Here is a 23,190-nt window from a genome sequence, read left to right on the forward strand (position 1 = left end):
GCCGGGCGCCCCCAGGATGACGGGGGGTCCGAAGAGACGTCAGGAAGACCGGCGTCATCCCGAGGCGCGCGTGAAGCGAGCCTCGAAGGACGCAGCCCTCCGTCCCAACTCACCCCGCGTGGGCGGCATTCGGATCACACCGCCGCCCCCAGCCGCGCGAACAGCCGGCGATAGACCGGCCGCAGCGCCTCGACCAGATCGTCGGCCACCAGGCCCGGCCCCGCCTCCCGCGCCGCCTCGCCATGCAGCCACACCGCGGCGGCGGCGGCCTCGAAGGCCGGCATGCCCTGCGCCAGCAGCCCGCCGATCATGCCGGAGAGCACGTCGCCGGCGCCGGCGGTCGCGACATAGGCCGGCGCGTTGGCGGCGATGGCCGCCCGCCCGTCCGGGCTCGCCACCACGGTATCGGGCCCCTTGAGCACCAGCACGGCGCCGAGCAGCGCCGCCCCGCCCCGCGCGCGCTCCAGCTTGGACGGTGCGTCGAGCACATCTGCTTCGCCGGCGAACAGCCGGGCGAATTCGCCGTCATGCGGCGTCGCCACCGCCGCCGGCGACGCGGAGATGGCGTGCGCCAGTCCCCGCGCGTCGCCGGCATAGGAGGTGATGAGGTCGGCATCGATCACCAGCCGGCGGTCCGCCGCCGCCTCCAGCTTGGCCCGCGTCCCGGCGCCGATGCCGGCCCCCGGCCCCAGCACCACCGTGCCGAGCCGCCGGTCGGCGAGCAGATGCCCGAGCTCGCCGGCATCCTCCGCCGTTCGCACCATCACCGCGGAGAGATTCGCCGCGTGGATGGGCAGCGCCTCGCGCGGGCAGGCCACCGTCACCAGCCCCGCCCCGGCCCGCAGCGCCGCCTTGGCGGCGAGCCGCGTCGCCCCGGTGGCGAAGGCCGGGCCGGACACCGCGACCAGGTGGCCACGGGTATATTTGTGCCCGTCAATGCCCGGCACCGGGAATTGCGCCGCCCACAGCGCCGGCCGGTTGGCGAAGGCGGACGGGCGGATCGCCTCCAGCACCGCCTCGCCGATGCCGATATCCGCGACCTCCACCCTCCCCGCATGCACGCGCCCCGGCATCAGCAGGTGGCCGGGCTTCAGCCGGAAGAAGGTGACGCTGGCCGTCGCCCGGATCGCCGCCCCGCGCACGGCGCCGGTCGCGCCGTCGATGCCGGAGGGCAGGTCGACCGCCACCACCGGCCGGCCGGCGGCGTTCACCCGCTCGACCAGCGCCCGGACAGGCGGATCGAGGTCCCTCGCCAGCCCGGCGCCGAACAGCGCATCGACGATCAGATCGGACCGGGCCAAACTGGCCTGCACGACCTCGACATCGGTCGCATCGTACACCTCACCGGTCCAGAGACCGGCCATGATCCGGGCATCGCCGCGCAGCCGCTCGCGGTCGCCGAGCAGCGCCAGCGTCACCGCGAATCCCTGCCCCGCGAGCCGCCGCGCCGCGACGAATCCGTCGCCGCCATTGTTGCCGGGGCCGCACAGAATCAGCACCCGCCCGGCCGGCGGGCACAGCAGCGCCGCCGCCTGCGCCACCTTTGCGCCGGCGCGCTGCATCAGCAGCGTCCCGGCGGTTCCGGCGGCGATGGTCAAGGCGTCGGCACGGGCCATTTCAGTGGGCGTCAGCAGCTCGATTCCGTCCCGATCGCCGCCCGAAGCCTGGAAGCCTGTGGACATCTTCACCTTCCTTCCAGCCCGCCGAAGCGGCACGACGTCGCATTTTGCCTATTTTCGACGCAACCAACCGGCTTCGACGCCGGCAAATCATGCCTAGTTGCTGAACTTAATGAACAATAAAGCGGCATATCGGATATTCGTGCGCGGCGCCCCGCTACCACGGAACCGGCAACAAGCTGATATCATGCGTCTTTCAGGGCTGCTATCGTGCTTGGCATGGGTTCTGCTTCGACGCGGCCGGCCCAGCCGCGGCGGATGGTCGGGTCAGGGAGACGAGATCAGATGAAGAAGATTGAGGCCATCATCAAACCCTTCAAGCTCGACGAAGTGAAGGAGGCGCTGCAGGAAGTCGGCCTGCAGGGCATCACCGTCACCGAGGCCAAGGGTTTCGGGCGGCAGAAAGGGCATACGGAACTCTACCGCGGCGCCGAGTACGTGGTAGACTTCCTGCCGAAGGTGAAGATCGAGGTCGTCGTAGGCGACGAGATGGTGGAGACGGCGATCGATGCCATTCGCCGCGCTGCCCAGACCGGCCGCATCGGCGATGGCAAGATTTTCGTCTCCAACATCGAAGAGGCGATCCGCATCCGCACCGGAGAGTCCGGCGTCGACGCCATCTGATGGGCGATGCCGGGCTTTTATTTTCGCCCGGCAATCCCCGCTGCTTGACGCCAAGCAGTGCACATCAGAGGCACGAGTAAAATGACGACGGCCAAGGACGTTCTGAAGCTCATCAAGGACAACGACGTCAAATACGTCGACCTGCGCTTCACCGATCCGCGCGGCAAGTGGCAGCACGTCACCTTCGACATCACGATGGTCGACGAGGATTTCTTCGCCGAAGGTCAGGCCTTCGACGGTTCGTCCATCGCCGGCTGGAAGGCGATCAACGAATCCGACATGCACCTGCAGCCGGACCTCGACACCGTCTGCATCGACCCCTTCTTCGCGGAGACGACCCTGGTCGTCGTCTGCGACGTGCTGGAGCCGACCACGGGCGAGCCCTATGGGCGCGACCCGCGCGGCATCGCCAAGAAGGCCGAAGCCTATATGAAGAGCACCGGCATCGGCGACACCGTCTATTTCGGTCCCGAAGCCGAGTTCTTCATCTTCGACGACGTGCGCTTCAAGGCGGACCCGTACAATACCGGCTTCAAGCTCGATTCGAGCGAGCTGCCGACCAATGGCGACACCGAATATGAAGGCGGCAATCTCGGCCACCGCGTGAAGACCAAGGGCGGCTACTTCCCCGTCCCGCCGGTCGACAGCGCGCAGGACATGCGCGGCGAGATGCTGGCCGCCATGGCCCGCATGGGCGCCCGGGTCGAGAAGCATCATCACGAAGTGGCTTCCGCCCAGCATGAGCTCGGCCTGAAGTTCGGCCCGCTCGTCACCATGGCCGACCACCTGCAGATCTATAAGTACTGCATCCACCAAGTGGCTAACGTCTACGGCAAGACCGCGACCTTCATGCCGAAGCCGATCTTCGGCGACAACGGCTCGGGCATGCATGTGCACCAGTCGATCTGGAAGGAAGGCAAGCCGCTCTTCGCCGGCAACAAATATGCCGACCTGTCGGACTATTGTCTGTGGTACATCGGCGGCATCATCCGGCACGCGAAGTCGCTCAATGCCTTCACCAACCCGCTGACCAACTCCTACAAGCGCCTGGTTCCGGGCTATGAGGCGCCGGTGCTGCTGGCCTATTCGGCCCGCAACCGCTCGGCCTCCTGCCGCATCCCCTACACCACCTCGCCGAAGGCCAAGCGCCTGGAGGTCCGCTTCCCCGATCCGGGCGCGAACCCCTATCTCGCTTTCGCCGCGATGCTGATGGCCGGCATGGACGGCATCCTCAACAAGATCGATCCCGGCCAGGCGATGGACAAGGACCTCTACGATCTCCCGCCCAAGGAGCTCAAGAAGATCCCGACCGTCTGCGGCTCGCTGCGCGAGGCGCTGTCCTCGCTCGACAAGGATCGCGACTATCTGAAGAAGGGCGGCGTTTTCGACGACGACTTCATCAACTCGTATATCGAGCTGAAGATGACCGAGGTCGCGCGCTTCGAGATGACGCCGCACCCGGTCGAGTTCGAAATGTACTACTCGGTCTGACCGGCCGGATCGCGGCGGACCCGCTCCGCCGCCGCCGACCACCACCACAGGAAAGGGCGCCGCGAGGCGCCCTTTTCGTTGGCGGCGCCACGCGGATCCGGCTCTCAGGCCGGCGCCGGATTGCCGGCTTCCTGGAGCATCACCCGGTCGCGCCCGCCCTGCTTGGCGGCATAGAGCGCCATGTCGGCCCGCACTTGCAGCAGGGAGAGGGCTTCGCCCGAAGCGGCGGCCGGCAAATGGCCGGTGGCGATGCCGATGCTCACCGAGAGCTTGGTCCCGCGCATCGGCAATCCCTCGCCGGAGCGCCGAAAGGCGACGCGGATGCGCTCGGCGGTTTCGCGGGCCACCGCCGACCCGGCGCCGGCCAGCACCACGCCGAACTCCTCGCCGCCCAGCCGGGCAGCTATGTCGCCGCCCTGAAGATTGCCGCGCAGGACCTCGGCGAACAGGCACAGCACCTCGTCGCCCGCCGCGTGGCCGTAGACGTCGTTCACCGATTTGAAGCGGTCGAGATCGAGTACCAGCACCGCCACCGGCCCACCGGCGGCGATGGCTTCGCGGGTCCGCGCGAGAAACCCCCGGCGATTGAGCAGGCCGGTCAGGTCGTCGACCAGCGCCGCCTCCTGGAAATGCCGCTCCCGCCGCTCACGCACCATGCCGATGACGCAGAAGGCCATCAGCACCTTGAAGCCGACCAGCTCGAACGCATAGACGATCAGGCCCGGATCGAGCAGCACGCTGCCATGCAGATTGATGGTGACGATGCCGAGCATCACCAGCCCCGGCCGCGCCACCAGCGCCAGCATGTGCAGCGCCAGCAGCCCTGTCGCCACCCAGCGCGACAGCAACCCGTCGGCGCGGCCGCGATACAGCTCGTAGATGGTGAGGCCCAGCAGCAGGGCGGAAAACGCGAGCATGACCCACATGCGCGGCACCGCGTCGTCACGGAGCCATGGCAGCTGGCAGAGCGCGATCCAGGCGAGAACCAATATGGCGGGAAGCAGATAGGCCGGCCGGCGGCGGTCGAAGACGCGGCAGCCGTTCCAGCCGAAGCTCCACGCCAGCAGCAGGGAGGCGTTGGCGAGTTCGATCGATACGAAGGCCGGCACGACGCCGCGCGCCGCCAATCCCGCGAGCCCCACCGTCGAGAGCACGAAAGCCGTGCCCCAATAGCCGAGAGCGTTCTCGCTCGGCCACATGATCCAGGACACGAACAGCACGCCCGCCACCAGCAGCGTCGCAAAGGTCGTGAACGACCAGATGGTCAGCGGATCATAGGTCATGCGACTGGATCATGCGTCTTGCACCGAGACGGGGATCGGCTCCCAACACGCATCGAGATACCGGAACGGTCGCGCTCTGCCTAGCGAACTCGCGACGATCGCGCCTCGACTGGCGACGGCGCCGGCTGCCGGCGCGCGGCAAACAAAAAGGGCAGGCCGTGAGGCCTGCCCTTCGAGAAACAGCGGATGAGACCGCGTATCAGCGCTTCGAGAACTGGAAGCTGCGGCGAGCCTTGGCGCGGCCGTACTTCTTGCGCTCGACGACGCGCGAGTCGCGGGTCAGGAAGCCGCCCTTCTTCAGCGGGCCGCGCAACTCGGGCTCGTAATAGGTGAGCGCGCGGGAGATGCCGTGGCGCAGTGCGCCGGCCTGGCCGGAGAGGCCGCCGCCGGAAACGGTGCAGACCACGTCATACTGGCCAGTGCGGGCCGCCGCCGCGAAGGGCTGCTGGATGATCATGCGCAGCACCGGACGGGCGAAATACACCTCGAGGGTGCGATCGTTGACGGTGATCTTGCCGGTGCCGGGGCGAACCCACACGCGGGCGACCGCGTCCTTGCGCTTGCCGGTGGCATAGGCGCGGCCGAACTTGTCGAGCTTCTGGACGTGCTTGGGCGCCTCGGACGCCTGGGGCTTCAGCGCGTCGAGCGCGTCGAGGGACTGGAGAACCTCGGCCATGATCAGTTCCTCACATTCTTGCGGTTCAGCGCCGCGACGTCGAGCGTCTCCGGCTGCTGGGCCTCGTGCGGGTGGGCCGAGCCCTTGTAGACGCGCAGATTGCCCATCAGCTTGCGGCCGAGCGGGCCGCGGGCGAGCATGCGCTCCACGGCCTTCTCCACCACGCGCTCCGGGAAGCGGCCGTCGAGCAGGAACTTCGCGGTCCGCTCCTTGATGCCGCCCGGAAAGCCGGTGTGGTGGTAATAGACCTTGTCGTCGCGCTTGCGACCGGTCAGCACCACCTTCTCGGCATTGATGACGACGATGTTGTCGCCGCAATCGACATGCGGGGTGTAGATCGGCTTGTGCTTGCCCTTCAGGCGGGTGGCGATGATCGTCGCGAGGCGGCCGACCACGAGGCCGGAGGCGTCGATCACCACCCACTTCTTCTCAATGTCGGCGGGTTTTGCCGAAAATGTCTTCATGGGATTGATCCATATGCGTAAGGCGTGCCGCCTGTCCGGCCACACTTCTCTTGGCCGGGGCTTCTAGCCGAGGCACGGCGCAACGTCAATGGAATGATGCGCTAAAATATCAAGTAAAATCAAAAGCTTATGAAATAGGTATAAAAATACCACGACGGAAGTACTTCAAATCGCTCGCGGTGGGATCGAATAGGTGGTTACGGCATGGGCGCACAGCTCCTCCTCGCCCTCCGCCCGCAGCGTGATCTCGCAGACGGCGAGGCGCTTGCCCAGCTTCATCAGGCTCGCCTCGGCGATCATCGGCCCCGATGCCGGCCGGCGCAGGAAGTTGATGGAGAAATTGGTCGTCACCGCCAGCGGCACCGGGCCGATGGCGGCGAGGATCGCCGCATAGGCGGCGATGTCGGCAAGGCCCATCATGGTCGGGCCGGATACGGTCGCCCCGGGACGCAGGTGCTCGTCGCCGGCGATCAGGCGAACGCCCACCCCTCCGGCATCGACGCGGGCGATGGCGTGCGGGCGCCCCTTGCCGAAGGCCTGCGGGAATTCAGCGACGAGATAGGACTGGAGCCGCTCCGCATCCATGCCCCCGCCCGTGCCCGGCCCGCCCGCGCCGTTGCCGTTCTCCGCCATCATGACCTCCCAGCGATCCTGCGCGGCAGTATCGCCGCCTCGCCGGCCGCCGTCAGCCTAGCCGCGCACGTATAGATTTGATGCATTGCATCACCATATGGGATCGACCGGACGCCGCCCCCTGGAGCCTCGCATGGATCACGATACCTATTCCGACGCCTATATCGCCGAACAGCTCGGCCGCGTGCGCAGCATCGCGGTAGTGGGTGCCAGCCCCAACCCCGCCCGGCCGAGCCACGGCGTCGCCCGTTATCTCGCCATGCAGGGCTTCAAGGTATTCGCCGTCAATCCCGGCCAGGCGGGGCGCAACATTGCCGGCCTGCCGACCTATGCCCGCCTCGCCGACGTGCCCGAGCCCGTCGACATGGTCGACGTGTTCCGGGCGCCGGAATATCTGCCGAAGGTGATCGCGGAGGCGCTCGCCCTCTCCCCGCTCCCCAAACTCATCTGGACCCAGCTCGGCGTGCGCGACGACGCCGCGGCCAAGCTAGCCGAAGCGGCCGGGGTCGCCGTCATCATGGATCGCTGCCCGGCCATCGAGATGCCGCGCCTGCGCCTCGGCGGCCCGCACTGAACGGCAGGCTCCGTCGAAATTACATAAATTTTCCGTACTAATAATTTCTATACGACGCTGTTGCGTTTTTTAGGCAGCGGAGGTGAAGTGACGTCCGGCGGCCGCCATGCCGCCCACGGAGGATGCCCCATGACCGACAACGCCGCCCAATCGCCCGGCTTCGCCCCCCAATCGCCGGGCTTCGCCACCCTTGCCGTTCATGCCGGCGCCGCGCCGGACCCGACCACCAAGGCCCGCGTGACCCCGATCTACCAGACGACATCCTTCGTCTTCGACGACGTCGATCACGCGGCGGCGCTGTTCGGGCTGCAGGCCTTCGGCAACATCTATACCCGCATCGGCAACCCGACCAATGCGGTATTGGAGGAACGGGTCGCCGCACTCGAAGGCGGCACCGCCGCGCTCGCCGTCGCCTCCGGCCATGCCGCGCAATTGCTCGCCTTCCAGACATTGCTGGCGCCGGGCGACGAATTCGTCGCCGCCAACAAGCTCTATGGCGGCTCGATCAACCAGTTCAACCACGCCTTCAAGAGCTTCGGCTGGAACGTCGTCTGGGCCAATGCCGACGACCCGGCCTCCTTCGAGCAGGCGGTGACCCCGCGCACCAAGGCGATCTTCATCGAATCGATCGCCAATCCGGGCGGCGTCGTCACCGATATCGCCGCCATCGCCAAGGTCGCCAAGCGCGCCGGCGTGCCGCTCATCGTCGACAATACGCTGGCGACGCCCTACCTGCTGCGTCCCATCGAGCACGGCGCCGACATTGTCATCCATTCCGCCACCAAGTTCCTTGGCGGCCATGGCAATTCGATCGGCGGCGTGCTCGTCGATGCCGGCAGCTTCAACTGGCTGCGCGAGGGTCGCTACCCGATGCTCTCGCAGCCGCGTCCCGAATATCAGGGCCTGGTGATCGGCGAGACCTTCGGCAATTTCGCCTTCGCCATCGCCGCCCGCGTGCTCGGCCTGCGCGATCTCGGGCCGGCGCTGTCGCCCTTCAACGCCTTCCTGCTGCTCACTGGCATCGAGACGCTGCCGCTGCGCATGCAGCGCCATTGCGACAACGCCCTGGCGGTGGCGCGATTCCTCGCCGACCATCCCAAGGTGGAATGGGTGAGCTATCCCGGCCTGCCGGGCGACCGCTACCACACCATCGCCTCGCGCTACCTGCCCAAGGGTGCCGGCGCGGTGTTCACATTCGGGCTGAAGGGTGGCTACGATTCCGGGACCGCGCTGGTGTCGAACGTGCGGCTGTTCTCGCATCTCGCCAATGTCGGCGACACCCGCTCGCTGATCATCCACCCGGCCTCGACCACCCACCGCCAGCTTTCCGACGCCCAGAAAGTGGCGGCCGGCGCGGGTCCCGACGTGGTGCGCATCTCGGTCGGCATCGAGGATCCGGCGGACATCATCGCCGATCTCGACCAGGCGCTGGCAGCGGCGTGAGGGCGGCCACGCGTGCGATGCAGCACGCGCGAGCTACGCAATTATGAATGAAGTGTGGGCATTCCATGCGCGCGCCGCATGGCTGGGATGCGGTATATTTCCTACCGAGTGAGCAGTCTGTCGAATATATAGGCAGGGAAATGATTACGGGACGTGCAGCCGATCTTGGTGGTCGCCCCGCTTTCGCAACCTGATGGAGACTGAACATGCTGCTCTGGGGCTTTATCGCCAAGCAGATCCGCCGCTGGCAGGCGTATCGCCGCACCGTCACCGAGCTTTCCCAGCTCGACGACCGCACCCTCGCCGACATCAACGTGTCGCGCGCCGACATCTTCCGCGTGGCCCGCAAGGCGGCTGCTGCGGCCTGATGGCGGCTTACCCCGCCTGCGGATCTCTAGAGAACGCGGACTAAGCGGCCCCGGCCTTCCGGGGCCGTTTCTGTTTTCGGACCTGCGCGCCCCCTGCGTTGCCGCGCGATCCGTGCTAAGGGGCCGCCTGGAAACGCGGACCCGACGACGCATGAACGTGCCCGACCCCCATCCTGTGCATATTATCGGCGGCGGCCTCGCCGGCTCGGAAGCCGCCTGGCAGCTCGCCCGCCGCGGCGTGCCGGTGGTGCTGCATGAAATGCGCCCCGTCCGCAGCACCGATGCCCACAAGAGCGACAGCCTCGCCGAGCTGGTCTGCTCGAACTCCTTCCGCTCCGACGACCACACCTCGAACGCCGTCGGCGTCCTGCACGCGGAGATGCGTCGGCTCGGCTCGCTGATCATGGGATGCGCCGACCGCCACCAGATCCCCGCCGGCGGCGCGCTCGCCGTCGACCGCGAGGGATTCGCGCAGGCGGTCACCGCCGCCATCGAATCGCACCCGCTGATCACGCTGGAGCGCGGCGAGGTCGACGGAATGCCGCCGCAGGAATGGGGCAGCGTCATCGTCGCCACCGGCCCCCTCACCTCGCCGCCGCTCGCCGAGGCGATCCGCGCCCGCACCGGCGAAGGCGCGCTCGCCTTCTTCGACGCCATCGCTCCCATCGTGCATTTCGATTCGATCGACATGGACGTCGCCTGGTTCCAGTCGCGCTACGACAAGCCCGGCCCCGGCGGCACCGGCGCCGACTATATCAACTGCCCGATGGACAAGGCGCAGTACGAGGCCTTCGTCGCCGCGCTGGTCGCCTCCGATACCGTGCCCTTCCGCGACTTCGAGGCGGGCACGCCCTATTTCGACGGCTGCCTGCCGATCGAGGTGATGGCCGCGCGCGGCCCCGAGACATTGCGCCACGGCCCGATGAAGCCGGTCGGGCTCACCAATCCCCGCTCGCCGGAGGTGAAGTCCTACGCCATCGTCCAGCTGCGGCAGGACAATGCGCTCGGCACGCTGTTCAACATGGTCGGCTTCCAGACCAAGGCCCGCCATGCCGAGCAGGTGCGCATTCTGCGCATGATTCCCGGATTGGAAAACGCCGAATTCGCCCGTCTCGGCGGGTTGCACCGCAACACCTATCTGAACTCGCCGCGCGTGCTCGACGGCACGCTGCGGCTGAAGGCCGAGCCGCGCCTGCGCTTCGCCGGCCAGATCACCGGCTGCGAGGGCTATGTGGAAAGCGCCGCCATGGGGCTGATCGCCGGCCTGTTCACCGCCGCCGAGCGGCTCGGGCGCGCCCTGCCGCCGCCGCCCGCCACCACCGCGCATGGCGCGCTGCTCGCCCACATCACCGGCGGCCATGTTCTAGGCGAGGACGAGCCCTCCACCCCCCGCTCCTTCCAGCCGATGAACGTGAATTTCGGCCTGTTCCCGCCGCTCGAACGGGCGCCGACCGCCGACGCCGACGGCAAGCGCCTGCGCGGCAACCAGAAAACCGTCGCCAAGAAGCAGGAAATGGCTCTCCGCGCCCTGCGCGACATCGACGACTGGGCGCGCAACGCGGTGCCGGACGACAGCGAGGCCGCCCCGTGACCCGCCGTTTCAGCGATCCGCCGATGCCGACCGCCACCTCGTCCGGCGGCACGTTCGAGCTCGACACCGTGCTCAAGCGCGACATCTTCTCCACCATCGAGCGCGGCATCTGGCATGATGGCGAGGGCGGCGAGCACCCGGCCGTGCGCCGGCGCTATGCCGATGTGAAATGGTGGGTGAAGCCGCTCGCCCGGCATTTCGCCCGCCGCGAGGCGCGGGCGCTGCGCCGCGCCAATGGCAGCGGCCACACCGTGCCGGTCTTCGCGCTGGAAGAGGGCTGGCTGGTGCGCGGCTTCGTCGACGGGCTGCCGCTGCAGATCGCCCGGCCGGTCGGCGATGCCGCCTGGTTCGCCTCGGCCCGCGAGGGACTCAGGGCGATCCACCGCCGCGGCATCGCCCATAACGACCTCGCCAAGCCGCAGAACTGGCTCCATGCCGCCGACGGCCGGGCGGTGCTGATGGATTTCCAGCTCGCCGTCTGCTTCCGCACCCGCTCCAAGCTATTCCGCATCGCGGCGTATGAGGATGTCCGCCACCTGCTGAAGCACAAGCGCAGCTTCTGCCCGGAGGCGCTGACCGCGCGCGAGAAGAAGATCCTCGCCCGCAAGAGCCTGATCAACCGCATCTGGATGTCGACCGGCAAGCAGGTCTACATCTTCGTCACCCGCAAGCTGCTGAATTATCACGACACCGAGGGCCGTGGCCCCCGCGCCATGGAGGAAGGCCCGCGCATCGCCGAGGCGCTGGCCAGCGCGCCGGACGTGCACGCGGCCCACATCACCGACTTCCCCACTCCCGGCGGCAGCTTCGGGCTCTATGCCTTCGTCGAGGCCCAGCCCGGCGTCACCGAGGCGGCGCTGCGCGCCCATCTCGCCGCCGCCCTGCCCGGCCACAATCCGCCCGAGCATATCCAGCTCGTCGCCGAGCTGCCGCGCGAGGAGACGGGCGAAGAAGCGGGAGATGTGCGCGACGACCTCCTGCGCCTCGTCGCGCTCAACCAGATCGACCAGATCGACCAGTTGCCGCGCACCCCGGCGCAGCAGGCGGCGCTCGACGTCATCATCCGCGAGCGCAAGAATCTCAGCGACCGGGTTCGCCGGGGCATCTAGGGCGCCTCGAACGCGGCGCCATCCCGCTCGTCCTCCGCGCGGCCGTCATCGCCCGATCCGGCCTGCGCCTTCAATTCGCGCACGAAGGCGTCGACCAGCGGCCGCTCGCCGCGCAGCCGCCGCGTCGCGGCGAAATGCGCCGATTCGAAGCCGTAGCTTTCCGGCCGGATCACCCGCATCTGCCCCCGGCCCACCCAGTCCTCGCCGATATGGCGCGGCAGGTAGCCGATGAACCTGCCCGACAGGATCAGCATCACCTGCGCTTCCATCTGCACGATGGAGGCGCTCGCGCGCGGATGGTTCACTCGGTAGAGATCGTCGAAATGGCGATAGCCGCGCACGCTGAACATCGCCTCCTCGATCTGCGCATGGCCGATCTCGCGCGCCGGCACCGCGAACAGCGGATGCTCCTGCCCGCAATAGAGCGCGTGCGGCTCGCGATGCAGCGGGATGTAGGAGATGCCGGGGACCTTCTGCGAGAAGGCGCCGATCACCACGTCGCGCTCGCCGTCCAGCAGCGAGCGCTCGAGATCGAGCGGCGTGCCGAGCTGCAGGTCGATGAACACTTCCGACGCATAGACCATGTAGCGCGACAGCGCCGTCTGGAGGCCGAGCCGCGGATTGGTGACCACACCGTCATTGATGCCGATGCGCAGCCGGCCGACCAGCGTGCGCTGGTCGCGGCCGATCCGGCCGTGGAAGGCCTCGATATCGTCGAACAGCCGCCGCGCAGCCGCCAGCGTCGCCTCGCCGAATGGCGTCAGCCGGAAGCCGGAGCGCCCGCGCTCGCAGAGCTGCCCGCCGAGCTTGCGCTCCAGCGCGGCGAGATGGGTGGAAATGGTCGATTGCGACAGGTTGAGCGCGATCTGCGCATCGTGGAAGCCGCCCTCGTCGGCCAGCACCACGAACACCCTGAGCAGCCGCAGGTCGATATTGTCGAGGCGACGCATTCGGGCTCCGATCGCCACATTGAGGATTGTCGATACAATCTTCCATTAAAAATGATTTTTGTGAATGTAACTCCGGTCCAGCATGGCGAGCCTTCCATTGGAGTAATCGCCATGAGCGCCCGCCGCACCCACGCCCCACGCCGCCTTGTCGCCCTCGCTTTGCTCGGCGCCCTGGCCGCCGGCCCGGCGGCCGCCGCCGACACCGTCCGCGTCCTGGCGCCGACCTGGCCGGGCTTCGCGCCGGTGCTGGTCGCCTCCGACCTCGGCTACTTCAAGGAGCTGGGCCTGGCCGTCGACATGAAGTTCGAGGACGACCGCGCCAACGTCATGGCTGCCATGGCCCGCGGCGACATCGATGTCGACATGCGCACCATCGGCGAGCATCAGGGCCGCCCGCGCGACGCCTCGACCCCCGGCGTCATCATCGGCACCATCGACAAGTCGGTGGGCGGCGACGGCGTCATCGTCGACGGCTCCATCGCCGGGATTGCCGATCTCAAGGGCAAGACCATCGCCGCCGAGCCGAACATCCCGGCGCGCCTCCTGCTCCAGCTGGCCCTCAAGAAGGAAGGCCTGACGCTGAAGGATCTCGACATCAAGGAGATCGCCACCGCCGATACCGTCGCCGTGTTCGCCGATTCATCCGTCACCGCGGTGGCGAGCTACGAGCCCTTCCTGTCGCAGGCGATGACCGCCAATGCCGCCCGCAAGCCGAAGATCATGGCCTCGTCCAGGGACAGCGACATCGTCGTCGACGTGATCACCGCCCGCCAGGACGATCTCAAGGCCAACCCGAAGAAGTACGAGAACTTCCTAAAGGGCATCTACAAGGCGATCGCCTTCTACAAGTCCAACCCGGCCGAGTTCATCAAGCTGGCGGCCCCGCACTACAATCTCAGCGAGGCCGAGGTGAAGGACATTCTCGACGCCTCGCTGGCCTATACCGACCTCGCGCAGGCCGCCGCCTATATCGGCGCGCCCGGCAAGCCCGGCACGCTCTACGGCGTGTTCGACACGGTGATGGCGCTCAACCTGGAGAACGGCGCCGCCGAGACCAGGCTCAACGCCGCCCAGCAGATCGACCCCTCCGTCATGGCCGCCGTCGCGGCGGCGAAGTGAGCGCCTCGACCGTGGGCGAGACGCGCGTGGCCATGAACACATCCGCCGAGGAGGCGCCGAACGGCGCCACCACTTCCGCGCCGCCGGCGGCCGGCTTCCCGGCGGGCGAGCTTTTTCGCCTGCGGGCGCCCCTGCCGCGCTTCGTCGCCGGCAGCATCGCCGTCGGCGCCAGTTTCGCCGTCTTGCTGGCGTGGGAGATCGCCGCCCGCGCCGGCCTCGCCAACCCGCTGTTCTTCCCCGCACCCACCGCCATTGCCAAGGCGATGGGCACCATGTTCGCCGAGCAGAACCTCGCCTGGAACGCCGGGGTGTCGATCCTGCGCGTGTGGAGCGCCTTCCTGCTGGCGGCGATCATGGCGATCCCGATCGGCATGATGATGAGCGGCTACCGCGCCTTCGGCGCCGCGCTGGAGCCGATGATCGACTTCATCCGCTACCTGCCGGTGCCGGCGCTGGTGCCGCTGTCGATCATCTGGTTCGGCGTCGGGGAGGAGACCAAGATCTTCCTGCTCTGGCTCGGCACCTTCTTCCAGCTGGTGCTGCTGGTCGCCGACGACATGCGCCGGGTGCCGCACGAATATTTCGAGATCGCCGCCACCATCGGCGCCAGGCCAGGACAGGTGCTGAAGGACGTCGCCCTGCGCGCCATGCTGCCGGGCCTCCTCGACAATCTGCGCATCACGCTGGGCTGGTGCTGGACCTATCTGATCATCGCCGAAATCGTCGCCGCCAGCTCCGGCCTCGGCTTCGTCATCTGGACCGCGCGGCGCTACATGAAGACGCCGGAAGTGATGGCCGGCGTCGTGCTCATCGGCCTCATCGGTCTCCTCACCGATCAGCTCATCCGCGCGCTCCACCGCCGCGCCTTCCGCTATCTCTAGGGGGCACGCCATGCAGCCGCATCTCAGATTCGACCGCGTCACCAAGCGCTTCGGTGACGTCCACGTCGTCGAGCAGCCCTTCGACCTCTCGGTCGCCGAGAAGGAATTCATCGTCTTCCTCGGCCCCTCCGGCTGCGGCAAGACCACGCTGATGCGCATGATCGGCGGCCTCGACACGCCGAGCTCGGGCCGAATTCTGCTGGAAGGCCAGCCGGTTGGCCCGCCGGATCGGCGGCGCGGCATGGTGTTCCAGTCCTATTCCTCCTTCCCGTGGCTGACGGTGGCGGAGAATGTCGCCTTCGGCATGCGCTACCGCACCGACATCTCGGAGGACGAGAAGCTGGCCCGCCGCGATCACTATCTCGATCTCGTTGGCCTGTATGAGTTCTCCGACGCCTATCCGAACAAGGTGTCGGGCGGCATGCGCCAGCGCATCGCCATCGCCCGCACACTTGCCTGCGGCTCCGACGTGCTGCTTATGGACGAGCCCTTCGGCGCGCTCGACGCGCTGCGCCGCGAGCAATTGCAGAGCGAAGTCAGGAACATACAGCGCCGCGACGCCAAGACCGTCGTCTTCGTCACCCATGATGTGGAGGAAGCCGTGTTTCTCGCCGACCGCGTGATCGTGTTCTCCGCCCGCCCCGCCCGCATCACCGCGGAGATCGACGTGCGCGCCCGCCTCGGCGAAGAGCGCACGCTGGCCATGCGCGACGGTGCCGACTTCTTCGCGCTTCGCAACGAGGTGCTGCGGATCGTCCGCGCCAGCGCGGGAGACGCCGCATGACCGATATCGGCCTCGCCGGCCTCGCCGGCCGCACCGTCCTCGTCACCGGTTCCAGCCGCGGCATCGGCTTCGGCATCGCCCGCGGCTTCGCGGCGGCGGGCGCGCGGCTGCACATGCTCGCCGACGACGAGGCCATTCACGAGGCGGCCGAGCGGCTTGGCGCCACCGGCCACCGCGCCGACATCACCGATGCCGCGGAGGTCGCCCACGTGGCGGAGGCGTTGCCACAGCTCGATGTGCTGGTGAACAATGCCGGCCTCGAACGGCTGACCCCGCTCGACGACGCGAGTGCCGGGAACGAAGCCACCTTCCGCCGCATCGTCGAGATCAACATCGTCGGCACCTTCCTCGTCACCCGCGCGCTGCTGCCCTCGCTCGCCGTGGGAGGCCGGATCATCAACACCGCCTCGGTCTGGTCGCGCGGCTCGGAAGCGCTGTTCGGCGCCTATGTCGCCTCCAAGCACGCGGTGATCGGCCTCACCAAGACCTGGGCGAAGGAGCTCGGCCCGCGCGGTATCACGGTGAATGCCGTCTGTCCCGGCTGGGTACGGACGGAAGCCTCGCTGCGCTCGCTCAACCACATGGCCGAGCAGCGCGCCGTCGCCCCGGACCAACTCCTGAAGGAGATCGTCGCGGCGCAGGCCATGCCCGGCTTCATGGAGCCGGACGACGTCGCCGGCACCTATCTGTTCCTGGCGTCCGACCTCGCCGCCAACATCACCGGCCAGAGCATCGGCGTCGATCGAGGAGAATTCCCGTGGTGACTCAAGCCTCTCTCGACATTCGCGTCATCGTCACCGGCGCGGCGAGCGGCATTGGTCGCGCCTGCGCCCAGCGCCTCGCGGAGGCTGGCGCGCGGGTGGTCGGCTTCGATATCGCGGGGGCCGAGGCGCCGTGGACCATGCTCAGGGTCGACCTCACCGACGAGGCGGCGGTGGTTGCGGCGATGGACGCGGCAGCTGCCCGGCTCGGCGGCCTCGACGTGGTGGTCAACTGCGCTGGCATCGAAATCGAATTCCCGCTCGAAACCTTCGATCTCAAGGCCTTCGACAAGATGGTCGCCGTCAACCTGCACGGCCCCATTCTCGTCGCCCGCGAGGCGCTGCGCCATTTCGGCGAGACCGGGCGCATCATCAACATCGCCTCCGAGCTCGGCTATCTCGGCCGCGCCCATGCCTCCGGCTATTGCGCCACCAAGGGCGCGATCCTGGCGCTCACCCGCTCCTGGGCGCGCGAGCTGGCCCCGCGTGTGCTTGTCAACGCCGTGGCCCCCGGTCCGGTCGACACGCCGCTGCTCAACTTCGCCGGCATGGACGCGCGGCAGCGCGCATTGGAGACCAACAATCCGCTCGGCCGCATCGGCCGGCCTGAGGAGGTCGCCGAGGCGGTGCTCTTCCTCGCCTCGCCGTCCACCGGCTTCATCACCGGACAATGCATCAGCGTCGATGGCGGCGCGGCGATGCACTAGCTTATTGTTTTAACGCGCTTTCTTCACGCGGATCGACTTCCGCTTCGCTTGAAGGCGCTCTTGGGGGAAAACATGGTCGACAGCGTCTATCTCTCCGAACTCAGCTGGCCGGAATTCGCCCGGAAAGTGGCGGCCAACGTGCCGGTGTTCCTGCCGCTCGGCACCACCGAGCAGCATGGTCCGCACCTGCCGCTCAATGTCGACGTCGTGCTGCCCACCGGCGTATGCGAGCGCGTCGCCCGGCAGGTCGGCGGCCTCGTGGCCCCGACCATTCCCTATGGCTACAAGTCGATGCCGCGCTCCGGTGGCGGCGAGGCCTTCCCCGGCACGCTCAGCCTCGACGCCAACACCTTCTCGCTGGTGGTGCGCGACGTCATCCGCGGCCTCGGCCATCACGGCGTGCGCCGGCTGGTGGTGGTGAACGGCCATTTCGAGAACGCCTGGCCCTCGGTCGAGGGGCTCGATCTCGGCCTGCGCGAGCTGCGCCGCGACGGCATCGCCGACATGCAGGTGATGCGGCTGGAATATTGGGATTTCGTCAAGCGCGCCACGCTGGACAAGCTGTTCCCCGACGGCTTTCCCGGCACCGAGCTGGAACATGCCAGCCTGCTGGAAACCTCGCTCATGCTGCTGCTGCGGCCGGAACTCGTCGAGATGGACAAGGTGCCTTCCGACGGCCCGGCCAGGTTCCCGACCTATGACTGCTTCCCGGTGCCGGCCGATTTCGGCCTCCCGCCCTCGGGCGTGCTCGCGGTCGCCCATGGCTCCTCCGCCGAAAAGGGCGGTTGGCTGATGGACGATCATGTGGCGCTGATGAGTGCCGCCATCCGCAAAGAATTCAGCCTCTGAGCCTCCGCCGCCTCTACCCGAGCAGGATACCCATGACGACCCATTTCGAGCCCGTCGATTCCGGTGCGGTTCCCCGCTATGCCGGCATTCCCACCTTCATGCGGCTGCCGCTGGCCTCGCCGGCCGAGGTCGATATCGCCCTGCTCGGCATTCCCTATGACGGCGGCGCCACCAACCGGGTCGGCACGCGTCACGGGCCGCGCGAGATCCGCAACCAGTCGAGCCTGATGCGCCGCGTGCACCACGTCTCCGGCCTGTCGCCGTATGACCGCGCCCGCATCGCCGATTGCGGCGACGTGCCGATCGACCCGATGGACCTGATGCGCACGCTCGACCTCATCTCGGCGCATTATGCCGGGGTGAAGGCCGCGGGCACGCTGCCGCTGACCGCCGGCGGCGATCATCTGGTCTCGCTGCCGATCCTGCGCGGCCTCGCCGCCGACGGGCCGGTCGGGCTGATCCAGTTCGACGCCCATTCCGATACCTATGACGAGTTCTTCAACGGCAGCCGCTACAATCACGGTACGCCGTTCCGCCGCGCCATCGAGGAAGGGCTGATCGACCCGAAGCGCTTCGTGCAGATCGGCCTGCGCGGCGCGATCTCCGACGCCTCGAACTATGATTTCGCCAAGGCCTGCGGCATCCGCATGATCTTCATCGAGGAGGCCACCGAGCGCGGCATCGCCGACGTGATGGCGGAGGCGCGCGCCATCGTCGGCGACCTGCCGACCTATGTGACATTCGACATCGACTGCATCGACCCGTCCATGGCGCCGGGCACCGGCACGCCGGAGATCGGCGGCTTCACCACCCGCGAGGCGCAGCTTCTGGTGCGCAAGCTCGAAGGGCTGAACCTGATCGGCGCCGATGTCGTCGAGGTATCCCCGCCGCTCGATCCGTCGGGCCTGACCGCGCTCACCGGCGCCACCATCATGTTCGAACTGCTCTGCGTGCTGGCCGGCGTCGTCGATGCCAGCACCAAATCACCGGCGAAGTGAGGAAAGACAATGGCTCACGGTTATGAAGGCGGCCGGCTCGACCTGCCCTTCGTCGGCATCTGCACCTTCGGCAAATATCCGCTCCAGCTCGACTGGGACAAGATCGACGCCGATGTCGCCGTGCTCGGCGCGCCCTTCGATCTCGGCACGCAATGGCGCACCGGCACCCGCACCGGGCCGCGCGCCATTCGCGAGGCCTCGACGCTGTTCTCCTTCGGCCATGCCGGCGCCTATGACCACGAGGACGACGTCACCTATCTGGCGGCGGAGAACACCCGCATCGTCGATATCGGCGATGCCGACATCGTCCACACCGACACGCTGCAGAGCCATGCCAATATCGAGGCCGGCGTGCGCACCATCCTGAAGGCGGGCGCCCTGCCGGTCGTGCTCGGCGGCGACCATTCGATCAACATCCCCTGCGTCAACGCCTTTTCCGAGCAGGAGCCGATCCACATCGTCCAGTTCGATGCCCATCTCGATTTCGTCGACGAGCGGCACGGCGTGCGATTCGGCCACGGCAATCCGCTGCGGCGGGCGGCGGAGAAGTCCTATGTCACCGGGCTGACCCAGCTCGGCATCCGCAATGTCTCCTCCACCGCCCGCGAGGGCTACGAGGCGGCGCGCTCCATGGGCAGCGACATCCTCAGCGTCCGCCAGATCCGCAAGCTCGGCACCGAGGCGGTGCTGGCGCGCATCCCCGCCGGCAAGCGCTACTACGTCACCATCGACATTGACGGCTTCGATCCCTCGATCGCGCCGGGCACCGGCACGCCGAGCCATGGCGGCTTCGCCTATTACGAGGTGCTGGAACTGCTGGACGGACTCACCAGGCGCGGCACGGTGGTCGGCGTCGACCTCGTCGAGGTGGCTCGCGAATATGATGCCGGCGGCATCACCGCCATCCTCGCCGCGCAGGTGCTGCTGAACTTCATCGGCCGCATCCTGCACAACCGCGGGCTCTGAGCGAAGATCCGCCTGAACCCGGCCGCCGTCGCCCGATTTTCCCGCCATCCACGCCCGGCGGGGTTTCGAAGCCGCCCACGGGTGCCATAATGCATCACCCGGGAAGGTGACGACAGAGAGAGACCGACATGCGTCCGCACAGCACCAGCAACGATCTTCCCTCCAACGCCAAGAAGGTGGCCATCGACCTGCTCAACGGCAATGTCGCGACCGCCATCGACCTCGCCCTTGCCACCAAGCAGGCGCACTGGAACCTGAAGGGGCCGCAATTCATCGCCGTGCACGAGATGCTCGACGGCTTTCGCACCCAGCTCGACACCCATGTCGACACCATGGCCGAGCGGGTGGTCCAGCTCGGCGGCACCGCGCTCGGCACCACGCAAATCGTGGCGAAGGCGACCTCGCTGGAGGCCTATCCGCTCGACATCTACAAGGTGAAGGACCACCTGGAAGCGCTGGTCGAGCGCTTCGCCAAGGTGGCGAACACCGTGCGGAAATCGATCGACGAGGCCGACGAGGCGGGCGACGCAGGCACCGCCGACATTTTCACCGCCGCCTCGCGCGACCTCGACAAGGCGCTGTGGTTCCTCGAGGCCCATCTGCAGGAAGCCCGCTGACATCCTCGCGCGGCTGGCCGGCTGACCCGTCTTCCACCGAATCGGCCGGCCTCCCCGCAGGCAATCGCTATCGACAAGGTCGCGGCGAAGATCGGCGTTTCTTGAACCGGTCGCAGTCGATCTTCGAGCCCAAACTAGACCTTAAGAAACAATGAGGTTCCTGGATACCACTGCTTGGGTTGAATTCCCCGTCCCCCCAGCTATTTTCGCGCGCAGCTACATGTTTGTCTTTTTCGGTTAAGCATTTAGGATCCAACCGCTGAAGAATCGGTACCGCGCATGGCGGATGTGCCGACGTGCAGTTTGTATTGCGTAGGGAAGAGGGGGATGGTCGTTCATGGCAGGCAACGCGGCTTCGTCCGGCAGAGCACCGGAAAGCGACTATGATCGCGGCCTCATGCCATCGGATACGTCCGCCTCGGCGGATAGTTCCGGCGAGTTGGTTATCACCCATCTGGAAATCGCGCGGTTGATCGAGCGCGCACATCGCCGCTTCCTCGACCTGTTGCGCATGGAGCTGACCCGGCTCTCGACCGACGACATCAGCCCGTCCCAGGTGATGCTGCTGTTCACCATCGGCTCGGACGAATTGTCGGTGCGTGACCTCCTCGAGCGCGGGCACTATCTCGGCTCCAATGCCTCCTACAATCTCAAGCAGCTGGTGGACGCAGGTTACGTGAACCGCACGGCCTCGCAGCGCGACCGCCGCTCGGCGCGGCTGCGCCTGACGCCGAAGGCCGTCGCCCTGTGCGAGAGCATCCGCGCCATGCACGATACCGTGCATCGCCAGACGGTGCGCGACGAGACCGATGCCCGTGAGCTCTCCACCGCCTATAACGTGTTGCGCCGGCTTGAAATGCTGTGGACCGGCTCGCTGCGCTATGGCGAGGGCGCCTGAGCCGCCGTCCGCTTCCCGCCATCCTTAAAAAAAGGGCGCCTCCAGGCGCCCTTTTCCTTGTCCGAGCATCGCAACGCGATCACGTGATCACGTCTGGCGCGCCGCGCCCGGTGCGGCCGGCAATATCGGGCAGGCTCCGCGAGATCGCGATCAGGTCGGCCAGCGCCGCCTGCGTCTCCAGTTCGTGTCGGCTCGCCTCCGGCTCGAAGCGCTCGATATAGACGCGCAGCGTCGCCCCTGCGGTGCCGGTGCCCGACAGGCGGTAGACGATGCGCGAGCCGTCGGTGAAGAACACCCGCACGCCCTGCTTCGTCGTCACCGAGCCGTCAACCGGGTCGTGATAGGCGAAGTCGTCCGCCCTCTCCACGACGAGCCCCTCGACCGCGGTGCCGGCGAGCGAGGCCAGCCGGCCGCGCAGATCGGCCATCAGCCCGTCGGCGGCGGCGCTGTCGACCTCCTCGTAATCGTGGCGCGTATAGTAGTTGCGGCCATAGGTCGCCCAGTGCTCCTTCACGATCTCGGCGACGCCCTGCTTGCGGGCGGCGAGGATGTTCAGCCACATGAGCACCGCCCACAGACCATCCTTCTCGCGCACATGGCTGGAGCCGGTGCCGGCGCTCTCCTCACCGCAGACGGTGGCGAGGCCGGCATCCAGCAGGTTGCCGAAGAACTTCCAGCCGGTCGGCGTCTCGTAGCTCTTGATGCCGAGCTTCTCGGCGACCCGGTCGGACGCGCCGCTGGTCGGCATCGAGCGGGCGATGCCGGCGATCCCCGCCTTGTAGCCCGGCGCCAGATGCGCGTTGGCGGCGATCATGGCCAGCGAGTCCGACGGGGTGACGAACTGCCCGCGGCCGATGATCAGGTTGCGGTCGCCGTCGCCGTCCGAGGCCGCGCCGAGATCGGGCGCATCGTCCGACATGAGCAGGTCGAACAGGTCCTTGGCGTGGACGAGGTTCGGGTCCGGGTGGTGGCCGCCGAAATCCGGCAGCGGCTCGAAATTGATCACCGTGCCTTCCGGTGCGCCGAGCTCGCCCTCGAGGATCGCCTTGGCATAGGGGCCGGTCACCGCGCTCATCGCGTCGAAGCGCATGGCGAAGCCGCCGGCGAACAGGTCGCGAATGGCGCCGAAATCGAACAGCGAGGCCATCAGCTCCGCATAATCCTCCACCGGGTCGATCACATCGACCACCATGTCCTCGATGCGGGTGATGCCGGGCACGTCGAGATCGACGTCGTCGGCATCGGAGATCTTGTATTCGGTGATGGTCCTGGTGCGCTCGAATATCGCGTCGGTGATGCGCTCGGGCGCCGGTCCGCCATTGCCGATATTGTACTTGATGCCGAAATCGCCGTGCGGCCCGCCGGGATTGTGGCTGGCCGAGAGGATGATGCCGCCGAAGCCTTCGTGCTTGCGGATCACGCAGGAGGCGGCGGGGGTGGAAAGGATGCCGCCCTTGCCGACCAGCACCCGGCCGAAGCCGGCGGCCGCGGCCATCTTGATGACCTTCTGGATCGCCTCGCGATTGTAGAATCGCCCGTCGCCACCGACGACCAGCGTCTCGCCCTCGTAACCCTCCAGGCTGTCGAAGACCGACTGGACGAAATTCTCGACATAGTTCGGCTGCTGGAACACCGGCACCTTCTTGCGCAGGCCGGATGTTCCCGGCTTCTGCCCATCGAAGGGCGCGGTCGCGACGATGCGGATCATTTTACCCCCAAAACAAC

Annotated in this window: 24 protein-coding genes; 17 read left to right on the forward strand and 7 right to left on the reverse strand. The window is 67.5% G+C overall.

Features of this window, described 5'->3' with window-relative positions; all coding sequences use genetic code 11:
• Window positions 1-134: 134 nt before the first annotated feature.
• Window positions 135-1,640: an NAD(P)H-hydrate epimerase gene (locus AC1RU4_RS14680; protein ID WP_492891870.1), complete on the reverse strand. Its 1,506-nt coding sequence runs from the start codon at window positions 1,638-1,640 to the stop codon at window positions 135-137.
• Between the two features lie 324 nt (window positions 1,641-1,964).
• Between AC1RU4_RS14680 and AC1RU4_RS14685 the strand changes: the two genes are divergently transcribed.
• Entirely contained in the window at window positions 1,965-2,303 is a 339-nt protein-coding gene (locus tag AC1RU4_RS14685) for a P-II family nitrogen regulator (RefSeq protein ID WP_213355983.1), read from the forward strand.
• An 81-nt stretch (window positions 2,304-2,384) separates the two neighbouring features.
• Entirely contained in the window at window positions 2,385-3,794 is a 1,410-nt protein-coding gene (glnA, locus tag AC1RU4_RS14690; protein WP_492891828.1) for a type I glutamate--ammonia ligase, read from the forward strand.
• A 104-nt stretch (window positions 3,795-3,898) separates the two neighbouring features.
• On the opposite strand, the gene AC1RU4_RS14695 is transcribed toward glnA, so the two are convergent.
• The 4 genes from AC1RU4_RS14695 to AC1RU4_RS14710 form a co-directional block, all read right to left on the reverse strand.
• Window positions 3,899-5,077 carry a GGDEF domain-containing protein gene (locus AC1RU4_RS14695; RefSeq protein WP_492891829.1) on the reverse strand — a complete coding sequence of 393 codons (1,179 nt, stop codon included), beginning with the start codon at window positions 5,075-5,077 and terminating at the stop codon, window positions 3,899-3,901.
• A gap of 199 nt (window positions 5,078-5,276) precedes the next feature.
• Window positions 5,277-5,753, reverse strand: coding sequence for a 30S ribosomal protein S9 (gene rpsI / locus AC1RU4_RS14700; RefSeq protein WP_492891830.1), 477 nt, complete (start codon window positions 5,751-5,753; stop codon window positions 5,277-5,279).
• A gap of 2 nt (window positions 5,754-5,755) precedes the next feature.
• Window positions 5,756-6,217: a 50S ribosomal protein L13 gene (gene rplM / locus AC1RU4_RS14705; RefSeq protein WP_492891831.1), complete on the reverse strand. Its 462-nt coding sequence runs from the start codon at window positions 6,215-6,217 to the stop codon at window positions 5,756-5,758.
• A 165-nt stretch (window positions 6,218-6,382) separates the two neighbouring features.
• Window positions 6,383-6,850, reverse strand: a complete 468-nt coding sequence (locus AC1RU4_RS14710; protein WP_492891832.1) for a PaaI family thioesterase — start codon at window positions 6,848-6,850, stop codon at window positions 6,383-6,385.
• Window positions 6,851-6,983: 133 nt separating this feature from the next.
• On the opposite strand from AC1RU4_RS14710, the gene AC1RU4_RS14715 reads away from it, so the two are divergent.
• The 5 genes from AC1RU4_RS14715 (at window position 6,984) to AC1RU4_RS14735 (ending at window position 11,935) form a co-directional block, all read left to right on the forward strand.
• On the forward strand, window positions 6,984-7,424 hold the full coding sequence (locus AC1RU4_RS14715) for a CoA-binding protein (RefSeq protein WP_492891833.1): 441 nt from the start codon (window positions 6,984-6,986) through the stop codon (window positions 7,422-7,424).
• A 129-nt stretch (window positions 7,425-7,553) separates the two neighbouring features.
• Window positions 7,554-8,867: an O-acetylhomoserine aminocarboxypropyltransferase gene (locus tag AC1RU4_RS14720; protein WP_492891834.1), complete on the forward strand. Its 1,314-nt coding sequence runs from the start codon at window positions 7,554-7,556 to the stop codon at window positions 8,865-8,867.
• Window positions 8,868-9,073: 206 nt separating this feature from the next.
• The gene (locus AC1RU4_RS14725; protein WP_492891835.1) at window positions 9,074-9,235 is read left to right on the forward strand and encodes a DUF1127 domain-containing protein; all 162 of its coding nucleotides are present in this window, start codon (window positions 9,074-9,076) and stop codon (window positions 9,233-9,235) included.
• A 151-nt stretch (window positions 9,236-9,386) separates the two neighbouring features.
• Window positions 9,387-10,826, forward strand: a complete 1,440-nt coding sequence (gene trmFO / locus AC1RU4_RS14730; protein WP_492891836.1) for a methylenetetrahydrofolate--tRNA-(uracil(54)-C(5))-methyltransferase (FADH(2)-oxidizing) TrmFO — start codon at window positions 9,387-9,389, stop codon at window positions 10,824-10,826.
• On the forward strand, window positions 10,823-11,935 hold the full coding sequence (locus AC1RU4_RS14735) for a serine/threonine protein kinase (protein WP_492891837.1): 1,113 nt from the start codon (window positions 10,823-10,825) through the stop codon (window positions 11,933-11,935). The genes trmFO and AC1RU4_RS14735 overlap by 4 nt, the downstream gene beginning before the upstream one ends.
• Here AC1RU4_RS14735 and AC1RU4_RS14740 read toward each other — a convergent pair.
• Window positions 11,932-12,885 carry a LysR family transcriptional regulator gene (locus AC1RU4_RS14740; RefSeq protein WP_492891838.1) on the reverse strand — a complete coding sequence of 318 codons (954 nt, stop codon included), beginning with the start codon at window positions 12,883-12,885 and terminating at the stop codon, window positions 11,932-11,934. The two genes, AC1RU4_RS14735 and AC1RU4_RS14740, sit on opposite strands and share 4 nt — an antisense overlap.
• A gap of 111 nt (window positions 12,886-12,996) precedes the next feature.
• Between AC1RU4_RS14740 and AC1RU4_RS14745 the strand changes: the two genes are divergently transcribed.
• The 10 genes from AC1RU4_RS14745 (at window position 12,997) to AC1RU4_RS14790 (ending at window position 21,465) form a co-directional block, all read left to right on the forward strand.
• The gene (locus AC1RU4_RS14745) at window positions 12,997-14,004 is read left to right on the forward strand and encodes an ABC transporter substrate-binding protein (protein ID WP_492891839.1); all 1,008 of its coding nucleotides are present in this window, start codon (window positions 12,997-12,999) and stop codon (window positions 14,002-14,004) included.
• Window positions 14,005-14,036: 32 nt separating this feature from the next.
• The gene (locus AC1RU4_RS14750; RefSeq protein WP_492891840.1) at window positions 14,037-14,885 is read left to right on the forward strand and encodes an ABC transporter permease; all 849 of its coding nucleotides are present in this window, start codon (window positions 14,037-14,039) and stop codon (window positions 14,883-14,885) included.
• Window positions 14,886-14,895: 10 nt separating this feature from the next.
• On the forward strand, window positions 14,896-15,669 hold the full coding sequence (locus AC1RU4_RS14755; RefSeq protein WP_492891841.1) for an ABC transporter ATP-binding protein: 774 nt from the start codon (window positions 14,896-14,898) through the stop codon (window positions 15,667-15,669).
• Complete coding sequence (locus tag AC1RU4_RS14760; RefSeq protein ID WP_492891842.1) at window positions 15,666-16,433, forward strand: SDR family NAD(P)-dependent oxidoreductase; 768 nt, start codon at window positions 15,666-15,668, stop codon at window positions 16,431-16,433. Before AC1RU4_RS14755 ends, AC1RU4_RS14760 begins: the two co-directional genes overlap by 4 nt.
• The gene (locus AC1RU4_RS14765) at window positions 16,430-17,137 is read left to right on the forward strand and encodes an SDR family NAD(P)-dependent oxidoreductase (RefSeq protein WP_492891843.1); all 708 of its coding nucleotides are present in this window, start codon (window positions 16,430-16,432) and stop codon (window positions 17,135-17,137) included. The genes AC1RU4_RS14760 and AC1RU4_RS14765 overlap by 4 nt, the downstream gene beginning before the upstream one ends.
• 72 nt (window positions 17,138-17,209) lie before the next feature.
• Window positions 17,210-17,986 (forward strand): creatininase, encoded by a 777-nt coding sequence (locus tag AC1RU4_RS14770; protein WP_492891844.1) that lies wholly within the window; start codon window positions 17,210-17,212, stop codon window positions 17,984-17,986.
• A gap of 32 nt (window positions 17,987-18,018) precedes the next feature.
• Window positions 18,019-18,984 carry an agmatinase gene (gene speB / locus AC1RU4_RS14775; RefSeq protein WP_492891845.1) on the forward strand — a complete coding sequence of 322 codons (966 nt, stop codon included), beginning with the start codon at window positions 18,019-18,021 and terminating at the stop codon, window positions 18,982-18,984.
• Between the two features lie 9 nt (window positions 18,985-18,993).
• The gene (gene speB / locus AC1RU4_RS14780) at window positions 18,994-19,950 is read left to right on the forward strand and encodes an agmatinase (RefSeq protein WP_492891846.1); all 957 of its coding nucleotides are present in this window, start codon (window positions 18,994-18,996) and stop codon (window positions 19,948-19,950) included.
• 128 nt (window positions 19,951-20,078) lie between these two features.
• Window positions 20,079-20,567 carry a DNA starvation/stationary phase protection protein Dps gene (gene dps, locus AC1RU4_RS14785; RefSeq protein ID WP_492891847.1) on the forward strand — a complete coding sequence of 163 codons (489 nt, stop codon included), beginning with the start codon at window positions 20,079-20,081 and terminating at the stop codon, window positions 20,565-20,567.
• Window positions 20,568-20,964: 397 nt separating this feature from the next.
• On the forward strand, window positions 20,965-21,465 hold the full coding sequence (locus tag AC1RU4_RS14790) for a MarR family winged helix-turn-helix transcriptional regulator (RefSeq protein ID WP_492891848.1): 501 nt from the start codon (window positions 20,965-20,967) through the stop codon (window positions 21,463-21,465).
• Window positions 21,466-21,544: 79 nt separating this feature from the next.
• On the opposite strand, the gene AC1RU4_RS14795 is transcribed toward AC1RU4_RS14790, so the two are convergent.
• Window positions 21,545-23,173, reverse strand: a complete 1,629-nt coding sequence (locus tag AC1RU4_RS14795) for an alpha-D-glucose phosphate-specific phosphoglucomutase (protein WP_492891849.1) — start codon at window positions 23,171-23,173, stop codon at window positions 21,545-21,547.
• Window positions 23,174-23,190 lie beyond the last annotated feature (17 nt).

Source organism: Ancylobacter sp. GW821-FHT10E12 (genome assembly GCF_058809335.1).